The organism is Klebsiella sp. 2680, assembly GCF_900198535.1.
Taxonomy (GTDB): Bacteria; Pseudomonadota; Gammaproteobacteria; order Enterobacterales; family Enterobacteriaceae; genus Klebsiella; species Klebsiella indica.
On the sequence record NZ_FZNJ01000005.1, the window covers coordinates 47393 to 58109 of the forward strand.

Genomic DNA, 10717 nt, shown 5'->3' on the forward strand with positions numbered 1-10717 from the left:
CATACTGTTTCACTTGGGCAAAGCTTTTATACCTTAAATAATTCGAGTTGCAGGACAAAACGGTTAACCGTTTTGAACAGCGCTTGCGCGGGCCTCACAGAGGTGAGGCCACAGGCGGAATCACGCGGCGACGCAGTGAATCTCCGGGAGCGTACTCCAGTACGTGACTGGGGTGAGCGACAAATCTGTCAGGAACAGATTTGCACGTCGCCGGGCGACGGCCCGTAAGAGTGAGTCTCATGGATGAGACGAGTCGCTCAGAAGCCAGGGCACATACAACAGAAGTATGACGGGTATATAACCTTTCGGGAATAACTTAGAATAGCCAGCAAAACATTTTTCACGAACCAGGACCCTGGCAATGAGCAAATCTGAAAACCTGTATAACGCTGCGCGTGAACTCATCCCCGGCGGCGTGAACTCTCCGGTACGCGCCTTCACCGGCGTCGGCGGAACGCCGCTGTTTATCGAGCGCGCCGACGGCGCCTATCTCTACGACGTCGATGGTAAAGCGTATATCGATTATGTCGGTTCCTGGGGCCCGATGGTTCTGGGGCACAATCATCCGGCAATCCGCAACGCGGTTATTGAAGCGGCCGGGCGTGGTCTAAGTTTTGGTGCGCCAACGGAGATGGAAGTCAAAATGGCGGCGCTGGTCACCGAACTGGTTCCGACGATGGATATGGTGCGCATGGTGAACTCCGGCACCGAAGCGACCATGAGCGCCATTCGCCTGGCCCGCGGCTTTACCGGCCGCGACAAAATCATCAAATTCGAGGGCTGCTATCACGGCCATGCCGACTGCCTGCTGGTGAAAGCCGGTTCCGGCGCACTGACCCTCGGCCAGCCGAACTCTCCAGGGGTCCCGGCTGATTTCGCTAAACACACCCTGACCTGCACCTATAACGATCTGGCATCGGTTCGCACTGCGTTCGAACAATATCCGCAGGATATCGCCTGTATCATCGTGGAGCCGGTCGCCGGAAATATGAACTGCGTCCCGCCGCTACCAGAGTTCCTGCCGGGGCTGCGCGCACTGTGCGACGAGTTCGGCGCGCTGTTGATTATTGATGAAGTGATGACCGGTTTCCGCGTGGCGCTGGCTGGCGCGCAGGATTACTACGGCGTCGTGCCGGATCTGACCTGTCTTGGCAAAATCATTGGCGGCGGTATGCCGGTCGGCGCCTTCGGCGGACGCCGGGAAGTGATGGATGCACTGGCACCGACGGGGCCGGTTTATCAGGCAGGTACCCTGTCCGGCAATCCGATAGCGATGGCGGCGGGCTTCGCCTGCTTAAACGAAGTCGCTCAGCCAGGCGTGCATGAAACCCTTACCGAACTGACTAACCAGTTGGCTCAGGGTCTGCTGGACGCCGCCGGCGACGCCGGAATTCCGCTGGTGGTGAATAACGTTGGCGGTATGTTCGGTATCTTCTTTACCGATGCGCCAGCCGTCACCTGCTATCAGGATGTGGTCAAGTGCGATGTGGCGCGTTTCAGACGCTTCTTCCACCTGATGCTGGAAGAAGGTATCTATCTTGCTCCGTCGGCGTTTGAAGCGGGCTTTATGTCCATCGCCCACAGCGAAGAAGATATTGATAATACCATCGCCGCGGCGCGGAACGCTTTCGCGAAGCTGTAAATAAAAATCCGGGCTATCGGGAGATGAGCGATAGCCCTGGCCTGTTCCGTTCACTGGCAATACGAGAATATTTTTGATATTCCTTGCGTGTGAACGGCATCAGGCCTGAAATCGGGGTTTTACGGTGCAGAGAGATACAAACTACCGACGCTGATTTCTTAGCAGATAAATAAAGTACGGCGCGCCAATAAAGGTCGACAACAGCCCAGCCGGGATCTGATACGGAAACATCATCATCCGCCCGCACCAGTCAGCAAACACTAACAACATTCCGCCAATCAGCCCCGACATCACCATATGCGGCATCGTACGCCGGAACCCCATCATGCGGGCAATATGCGGCGCCATCAGTCCCACGAAACTTAGCGGGCCGATTGTCAGGGTTGCCGCCGCCGTCAGGCATGCCGCTAACAGCAATAATCCAATACGCGACCACGTCAGCGCCATCCCGACGGCCCTCGCCGTCTCAGCACCTAATGGCAGAATCGTCAGCCAGCGACGACAAAATGGAGACACCCCCAGCAGGATCAGCATCACGATACCGCTACGCACCACTAATTCTGGCGTTGCGCTGTAGGTTGAACCGGAAATCCACGTCAGGATCTGCGCCATTCTCGGGTCTCCGCTGGCCTGCAGCATCATCAGCAGCATGGTAAACGCGGTACTCAACGCCATACCGGCCAGCAGCATACGATGCGGCGAAAACCCGCCGCGCCCGGCAGCGATCAGAATAACCAGCAGCGTTGCCGCCGCCCCAAGGCTACCGGCAGGCAGCAACCAACCAAACGCATTACCCGGCACAAAGAACAGCATCACAACCACGCCGAACGCTGCGCCGGAACTGATGCCGAGTACCTCCGGGCTGGCCATCGGGTTACCGGTCAAACGCTGAATAATACAGCCTGCAACCGCCAGCATCATCCCGGCAAACAGCGCCGCCAGGATGCGCGGCCAGCGCCAGGGCAACAGTTGATCCAGTAAGGTACCGCTGGCCCAGTGCCAGCCTTGCGCATCACGGCCAAAGGCCAACGCAACGATGATTGTCAGCAGCAGGATCAGTAGCCCACCGAGCGCAAACCCCAGCACATTTTGTCGTTCAGCCCGGATGTTATCGCCGCCGTTCATCACCGGGGCACTCATACTACGCAGACATGGCAACAGCCACAGCAGTAGCGGCGCCCCAATCAACGCGGTCACCGAACCGGTGGAAACTTCCATCCATACTCGGGTCAGCCACAGGATAAGCTGATCGGAGAGCCACAGTAACAATGCGCCCATCACGGTTGCCAGCAGCAGGCGCGATAGCAACCGGCGGGCGCCGAGCATCTTCGCCAGCAGCGGCGCAAACAGACCGATAAAGCCGATGATCCCCACCGCATTAACCAGCAGCGCACTGAGCACTATCGCCAGGGTCAATACCCCCAGACGCGCCAGAGACAGCGCCAGCCCGAGGTTACGCGCCACGCCATCGTCCAGCCCCATCAGGGTCAGGGGACGCAGGAGCAGTAACGTGAGGATCCCACCGCCCAACAGTTGCGGCCACAGGCGCTGTACCACGCTCCAGTCGGTCTGCGTCAACGTTCCGGTGCTCCACAGGAACATACTTTGCAGCTGGTCATGGTGGAAAATCACCATCAGTTGGTTAATCGCCCCGCAATACAGGCTCACCACCAGCCCCGCCAGGATCAGGGTGACCGGTGACAGGCGTTTTCCCCAGGCGACGCCAAACACCAGCGCCCCCACCACGCACGCGCCTGCCAGCGCCGCAAATTGCGTGGCCAGCGCGCCGGGAATCGCCCACAGCGTCGTTACCGTAATCCCTAGCTGCGCCCCTGTCGCCACGCCAAGGGTCGTTGGCTCCGCCAGCGGGTTACGCAGTACTTGCTGGAATAGCACCCCGACCAACCCAAGCCCGGCGCCAACCAGCAGCGATATCGCCAGCCGCGGCAGCAGGCTGTAGTGGAACAGCATTTGCGCGATATTGTCGATATCCGGCCGCCAGAGCGCCTGTCGCCAGGCGGTTCGCGGCAAAACCGTATTGAGGTTGGAAAGCGTTAACCCGAAAGCGGCGATAAATAGAATGGCGAGTAACACCATCGACAGAGGAGAAATTCGCGCTCTCACGCCGGACCTCCCTGCGCATCGGCCAGAATGCGGGCAAAATGCATCGCCGACAGCGTCGCGCCATAGAACCACACCGCCGGAACGCGCTGAAAACGCCCTGCGCGGACAAAGGGCATCGCTCGCCACAGCGGTGTCGCCATTAATTGCGCCATTTCCCGTTCATTACCATGATCGAAGCAGATAACGTCGATGTCTCTGTAGGCCGCCAGTCGGTCGATGCCGACGGTGACGCTGCCCCAAAAGGTCGTTTCGCCCTGCCAGGCGTTGTTGATACCAAAACGATTGAGCACATCCTGAAACAGACAGTTTTGCGCAAAGATCAGCGCATGACGGGCATCCAGCAAGGTCATCATCAGCAATGGACGATCGCCACGTTTTGCAAAGCGCGGACGAAGGTTCGCCATGAGCGCGTCAAATTCCGCCAGATGGCGCTTCGCTTCCCGCTGTCTGCCGAGCAGCTCAGCCATTTCATTAAGCGATTGCCGGGCCACCTGCAGCGGTTTTTTGCCGTCGCTGAAGGTAAATCCTCTCCCCGGCGCAATACGCGCCAGCTTTTCCACCGAAGGACCATATCCTGCCGACCAGACGAGGAACGAGGGTTTCATCTGCGTCAGCAGTTCCAGATTCGGCTCGGTGCGCAAGCCAACATCAATCACCGATGACGGAAGCGCCGGTTCGTTTACCCATAGCGTATAGTTCGGAATATCGGCGACGCCGTAAGGGGTCACCCCCAGCGCCAGCAGCAACTCCACCGGCAGCCACTCCAGAGCGACAATTCGCCGCGGATCAACCTCTGCCGCCCGTGCGTCGCGCATCTGCCACAGCAGCGGTGACAACGCCATTGCGGCCAGCAAACGTCGCCGCGTGATTACATTCAAATTTTCCATCAATAGACAAAACTTACCGGTGCAGCGCCCGCCGGATGCGGCAGAATTCCCATCGGAATACCATAAATGTGTTCCAGGGTTTCGCCACGCATCAGTTCCGTCGGCGTTCCCTGGGCAATCATTTCACCGCCGCGCAGGGCCACCAGATAGTCACAGTAACGGGCAGCCATATTAATGTCATGCAGCACGGCAATTACCGTCAGCCCTCGCTGCTGGCTGAGGCGATGAACCAGCGCCAGGACATCCACCTGGTGGGCAATATCCAGCGCCGAGGTGGGTTCATCAAGCAACAGGCAGCGGCTATCCTGAGCCACCAGCATGGCAATCCACGCGCGCTGACGTTCACCGCCGGAGAGGCTGTCCACCAGCCGATGAGCCAGGGATTTCAGGCCGACCAGCGCGATGGCCTCTTCCACTTTCTCCCGATCCGCCACGCCAAATCGCCCCAGCGCCCCGTGCCACGGATAGCGGCCAATCGCCACCAGTTCGCGCACCGTCATGCCTTCCGCCGACGGCAACTGCTGCGGCAGGTAGGCGACTTTGCGGGCAAACGCTTTGCTGCCCCAGTTGTCGAGCGGCTGCCCGCCGAGCAGGATATCCCCATCAGAAGGGGGCTGGTGGCGACCAAGCATTTTTAGCAGCGTCGATTTACCGGAGCCGTTATGGCCAATCAGGCCCGTCACTTTCCCCGCAGGGAAAGTTAATGAGAGAGGATGTAAAAGCGTGCGGCCAGGGACGCGAAAAGCGACATGACGGAGGGCGAAAGTCGTATCGTGATGAGAGATGTTTTCCTGCATAGCGGCCAACTTGTCAAGCGGGCACGGTAAACCGTGCCCAAAGGGAAATTAGAAACGGAAGGTTGCGGTTGCCACGACCTGACGGTCGGCGCCCCAGAAGCAACCATAGGTATTAAAGCAGCTTGCGACATACTCGCGATCAAACAAGTTATTCACATGCAATGCCACGTTGGAACCCGTCATACCGACACGTGCCAGATCGTAACGAACCAACGCATCGACGACCGTGTAGCTTCCAACCTTGAAGGAGTTCGCCGGATCGCCATAGCTGGAGCCAGTGAAACGTCCACCGGCCCCCAGCGTCAGACCGGACAATGAACCATCAAAGAAGGTGTAATCACCCCATAGTGACGCCATATGTTTTGGCACCTGAGCAGGCGTATTCCCTTTGTAGCTGGTATCTGTAGTGTATTCAGCATCAGTGTAAGTATAAGATCCCACGACATTGATACTTGCCGACAGCGCCGCTTTCGCTTCAACTTCCACACCACGAGAACGAATTTCACCACCAGCAACGGAGAATATCGTGCCGTTTGGATCCGCCATCAAATTATTCGTTTTGGTCAACTGGTACACAGCACCAGTAATGACAATCGGACGGTCGTTCGGTACATACTTCACGCCGGCTTCGTATTGCTTACCTTTAGACGGCGAGAAAATATTACCGGTTGCCCCCGTTTGTGAAGCTGGCTCAAATGACTCACTATAGCTGAAATAAGGTGTTACCCCATTGTCGAACAAATAGTTAACACCGCCACGCCAGGTAAATTCTTTATCGTTACGGGAATTCTGAACGCCAGAATCACGGTTTAAAGAGTCCTGCTTCGCCCAGTCGTAACGCCCACCGAGGGTCACCAGTACTTTATCCCACTGCATTTGATCCTGTACATACAGACCAGTCTGCTGCTGTTTATTCAGTACCTGATATGCGCCAGACGGCCCCGGATGTGAACTGAAATCAAAGTCGCCGCGATCAAGATTATAAATATCAGACGGCGTGACAGAACCTGCGTAACCAAACCAGGAATTGATATCATTACGCATACGCATATAGTCAATGCCAGTCAGCAGCGTGTGCTCTAAAGCTCCGGTCACAAACTTGCTTTGCAGTTGCGTATCGACAGAAAAGTTCTGTAACTTCTCGCTATCAATCACGTATTGACGAGTCAGCGTGTGATCCCATTGTGATTGTGGAATACTGGCACAAGGGCTGTTATTCGGATCCTTTGTATAGAGAGGATCCGAACACATGCCATAGCCATAAACGCTGTTCTGCGAGACCTTGTTTTGCGCATAGCGCAGGTTCTGACGCACGGTAAAGGTATCGTTGAACTCATGGTCAAAGCTGTAACCCACCATTTTCTCGTTACGAGAGTAAGTATTATTGTCAGCACCTTCATTGAAATCAGTGGGAAGACGCTTACCGTTCGGCAATGTCGTTACCGTTCCCTCTTTTGGCAGCCAGCCGTAATAACCCGTCTCCGGCTCGTTCTGGAAGTAAGAGAGGAACGTAAAGTTGGTTTTATCATCCGGACGCCAACTGAAAGATGGTGCGACTGCATAGCGTTGTTCTTTCGAACCTTGTTGCTGGGCATTCGCAGAACGGGCAAGACCAGTTAAGCGATAAGAATAAACACCGTCATCATCCAGCGCATCACTAAAATCGAAGCTGGTCTGGAACAAGCTGTCGGTACCCATCTTAAATTGAACTTCTTTCAGCGGTTCCGTTGTCGGACGCTTGCTGACCATATTCAACAAACCACCTGGGTTACTTTTTCCGTAGAGAACGGAAACCGGGCCCCGCATGACTTCAGCGCGCTCCAGCATGTACGGATCAATCACTGCGTCATTGTAGAAATTGCCCTGCATCTTCAGGCCATTCAGATAGTTATTCTGGCTTTGGCCGTCAGCGGCGAAACCTCGGATAATCAGGTAATCATATGTGTTAGACGCGCCACGCGTTCCCACAGCAACACCTGGCGTGTAGCTTAGCGCTTCTTTCACCGATTTAGGCTGATGCAGCGCCATCTCCTCCGCGGTCACCACAGAAATAGACTGCGGCACTTTTTGAATGGGGGTATCCGTTTTGGTCGCCGTAGCGGATTGTCTGGCCGCGATAGTCGCCGCCGGCCCCCAGGCGCTCTCTTGTGGGGCTGGTGCCGCGGTAACGGTGATGGTGTCTTCTTTCGGTTCAGTTGCTGCCTGCGCATAAACAGACATGCCGCTAACCGCTGTGGCTACTACCACTGCGAGTTTACGCAGCGAGTGATTTTGCTGAGCAGTTTTTGGACGCGCCATGAGGATATCTCTAATAGAATTGAATGATAAAGAAAACGAGAATTATTATTATGCCGAATGGAATAATAGGCGAAAAATGGAATATATGGCAAGGAATATGCCCCCGAAAAGGAGGCGATGCTGAATAAATAACCAGACAGTTATTATGGAGTTACATTTCCGTTAGGCAGTTTGTAGTCATCATACTTCGGGCTACAGATACCCAACTCATTACGGCAATATGGCAATATAAAGAAAAAACCCCGGCAGCATCGATAACGATGCCACTGGGGTTTCTGAACGTCGCCAACAAAAAGCGGCTTTAAGGCTTAAGCGAGTAATTATTTACTGCCAAACATCTCTCTAATCCAGCCCGCGACGCCGTCGCTTTTCTCCTGCTCAGGCTGCTGATTTTGCTGCTGTTGCGGCGGCTGCCCGGAAGACTGATTGAACGGGTTATTCTCCTGCTGCTGCTGGAGCTGCTGCTGTTGCATCTGCTCTCCCTGGCGACAGAGCTCATCCGGCGACGTTGTCCATACCGGCAGCGAGCGCATCCCACCGCTGCAAACGAAGTTACCGTTACTGTCGATCCCCATATCCACCACATCTTCCGGCGCCGTCAGATCCAACGGCGTTGGGGTTTCGTTAGCCAGATAGCGCTGATAAATCGACATCGCGCCGCTCGCACCATAGAGCTTCGTCGGCTGGTTATTATCGCGCCCCACCCAGGTAATGGTCACCTGGCTACCGTCAATACCGGCAAACCAGGTATCGATGTTATTGTTGGTGGTCCCGGTTTTACCCGCCAGATGGAGTCCGGGATATTTCGCGCCCAGTTGACGACCGGTACCGCGCTGCACCACCTGCTGCATAGTCCATAAGGTCATGTAGGCGGCCTGGGCCGGAACCACGCGCTCCGCCTGCGGATAGCTCTGATACAGCACGGTGCCATCTTCGGCGATAACCGAACGCAACGCCGACAGCGGCGCGCGGTTACCGCCGCTGGCGATGGTCTGAAACGCCTGAGCCACTTCTATCGGCGTCAGGTTCAGTGCCCCCAGCAGCATAGACGGAACCGCATTAAGCTGATCTTTCGATACCCCCAGTTTTGTCCAGGTATCAATCACCGCCGGTAAACCCAGCGTCATGCCGAGGTTCACCGTCGGCACGTTCATTGAACGCGTCAGCGCATCCACCAGCATCACTTTGCCGCCATCGCTATAACGATGATCATCGTTTTGCGGCGACCACGTCTGGCCGTTAGACAAATGAATGGAGATTGGCGCATCGGCAATCCAGGTGTTGAGACGATACAAATTCGGCTGACTCAGGGCGGTTAAATAGGTCGCCGGTTTCGCCAGAGAACCAATCGAACGGCGTGCCTGCATCGCCCGGTTGTAACCGGCAAACTGCGGTTCCGCGCCGCCGACCATCGCCCGCACTTCGCCGGTAAAGCGATCGACTACCACGATCGCGGTTTCCAGATCCGGCAGCTTACGCTGTTTTTTCAGTGCCGGAATACCGTCTATCGCCGCTTTTTCCGCCGCATCCTGCGCGACGGGATCGAAGGTGGTAAAGATCTTCACGCCGGAAAGATCTTTCACTTTATCGCCCAGCTTCGCCTGTAGCTCCTGACGTACCAGTTGCATAAACGCGGGCTGCGGCGAGATCACCCCGCCACGCGGCTGCACCCCCAGCGGACGCGCACTCAGCATGTCATACAGTTCCTGATCGATAATCTTCTGCTGTTGCAACAGACGCAGCACAAGATTACGTCGCTCCAGCGCCAGCTTCGGATTACGCCACGGGTTATAGATCGACGCGCCTTTCACCATCCCCACCAGCAGCGCCTGCTGATCAAGGCTCAGCTCTTCCACCGGGCGGCCAAAGTAATACAGGCTTGCCAGCGGGAAGCCGCGAATTTCGTTGTCGCCGCTCTGACCGAGATAAACTTCGTTCATATACAGCTCAAGGATGCGATCCTTGCTATAGCGCGCATCGACAATCAGCGCCATATAGGCTTCATTAAGCTTACGCCAGTATGAACGTTCGCTGGAGAGGAACAGGTTCTTCACCAGTTGCTGGGTCAGGGTACTCGCGCCCTGCACCGTACGGCCGGCGGTCAGGTTGGCCAGCACCGCACGACCAATGGAGTAAAGGCTAATCCCGTCGTGTTCGTAGAAATGGCGGTCTTCCGTCGCCAGCAGCGTATCGACCAGCAGATCCGGGAAGCCATTGCGCTTCACGAACAGGCGTTGTTCGCCATTCGGCGATTGCAGCATGGTAATCAGACGCGGATCGAGGCGGAAGAAACCGAACTGGCGGTTGTTATCCATATTCACAATGGTTTCCAGATGACCGCCAGAAAAGGTCAGACGCGCGCGCACCTGCCCTTCTTTACTGTCCGGGAAATCGAACGGACGACGGATCATCTCGATGCTGTTGGCCTGAACGGTGTATTCGCCCGGGCGCGTCATAGCGCTCACCTGGCGATACTGCGTGGCGTTGAGCAGACGCACCATTTCGTTTTTGCTGATCTGCATATCCGGTTCAAGGTTAACCATCCGACCGTATACCGCGGCAGGCAGGTCCCAGACTTTACCGTCAATTCGGCTACGGATTTTCTGATCGAGATAAACGCCGTAGGCGGCAATCACTACCGCACAGACGATGCCAATCTTAATCAGCAGCCACAACCAGGTGCGTTTACGACGAGGGGGTTTACCGCCTTTGCCTCTTCCTTTCCTCGGCATCGGTTTTTCATCCTCATAGTCATCATCATCGTAATCATCGTCGTAGTTCTCTTCCCGAACCCGACGGCGAGTTACCTTTTGTTTTGTCGGACGCGAGGGTCTCCCCTTACGTCCGATCGGCTCGCGGTCATCTCCCGCCATGCTGTTTCTCCGCAACTTACAGGCGTAAAGGCCTGATTCTCAATATTTCCCCGAATCAGGGAAAGAAGAAATCTCTCAAATTGACGCCAAAATCTC

General features: G+C 55.9%; 6 protein-coding genes. 1 reads left to right on the forward strand and 5 read right to left on the reverse strand.

Features of this window, described 5'->3' with window-relative positions; all coding sequences use genetic code 11:
• The first annotated feature begins 361 nt into the window (after positions 1 to 361).
• The gene (gene hemL / locus FN037_RS19315; protein WP_138362008.1) at positions 362 to 1642 is read left to right on the forward strand and encodes a glutamate-1-semialdehyde 2,1-aminomutase; all 1281 of its coding nucleotides are present in this window, start codon (positions 362 to 364) and stop codon (positions 1640 to 1642) included.
• Between the two features lie 141 nt (positions 1643 to 1783).
• On the opposite strand, the gene fhuB is transcribed toward hemL, so the two are convergent.
• From fhuB to mrcB, 5 genes are all read right to left on the reverse strand, one after another.
• On the reverse strand, positions 1784 to 3766 hold the full coding sequence (fhuB, locus tag FN037_RS19320) for a Fe(3+)-hydroxamate ABC transporter permease FhuB (RefSeq protein ID WP_142502991.1): 1983 nt from the start codon (positions 3764 to 3766) through the stop codon (positions 1784 to 1786).
• Positions 3763 to 4653 (reverse strand): Fe(3+)-hydroxamate ABC transporter substrate-binding protein FhuD, encoded by an 891-nt coding sequence (fhuD, locus tag FN037_RS19325; RefSeq protein WP_142502992.1) that lies wholly within the window; start codon positions 4651 to 4653, stop codon positions 3763 to 3765. The genes fhuB and fhuD overlap by 4 nt, the downstream gene beginning before the upstream one ends.
• Positions 4653 to 5450 carry a Fe3+-hydroxamate ABC transporter ATP-binding protein FhuC gene (gene fhuC / locus FN037_RS19330; protein WP_138362005.1) on the reverse strand — a complete coding sequence of 266 codons (798 nt, stop codon included), beginning with the start codon at positions 5448 to 5450 and terminating at the stop codon, positions 4653 to 4655. Before fhuC ends, fhuD begins: the two co-directional genes overlap by 1 nt.
• A gap of 48 nt (positions 5451 to 5498) precedes the next feature.
• Positions 5499 to 7748, reverse strand: coding sequence for a ferrichrome porin FhuA (fhuA, locus tag FN037_RS19335; protein ID WP_142502993.1), 2250 nt, complete (start codon positions 7746 to 7748; stop codon positions 5499 to 5501).
• A gap of 320 nt (positions 7749 to 8068) precedes the next feature.
• Positions 8069 to 10621 (reverse strand): bifunctional glycosyl transferase/transpeptidase, encoded by a 2553-nt coding sequence (gene mrcB, locus FN037_RS19340; protein ID WP_138362003.1) that lies wholly within the window; start codon positions 10619 to 10621, stop codon positions 8069 to 8071.
• Between the last annotated feature and the right edge of the window lie 96 nt (positions 10622 to 10717).

What these genes read in the sequence shown, in the direction of transcription:
- mrcB (WP_138362003.1), bottom strand. Translation starts at nt 10,621, where the DNA reads ATGGCGGGAGATGACCGCGAGCCGATCGGACGTAAGGGGAGACCCTCG.
- fhuC (WP_138362005.1), bottom strand. Translation starts at nt 5,450, where the DNA reads ATGCAGGAAAACATCTCTCATCACGATACGACTTTCGCCCTCCGTCAT.
- hemL (WP_138362008.1), top strand. Translation starts at nt 362, where the DNA reads ATGAGCAAATCTGAAAACCTGTATAACGCTGCGCGTGAACTCATCCCC.
- fhuD (WP_142502992.1), bottom strand. Translation starts at nt 4,653, where the DNA reads ATGGAAAATTTGAATGTAATCACGCGGCGACGTTTGCTGGCCGCAATG.
- fhuA (WP_142502993.1), bottom strand. Translation starts at nt 7,748, where the DNA reads ATGGCGCGTCCAAAAACTGCTCAGCAAAATCACTCGCTGCGTAAACTC.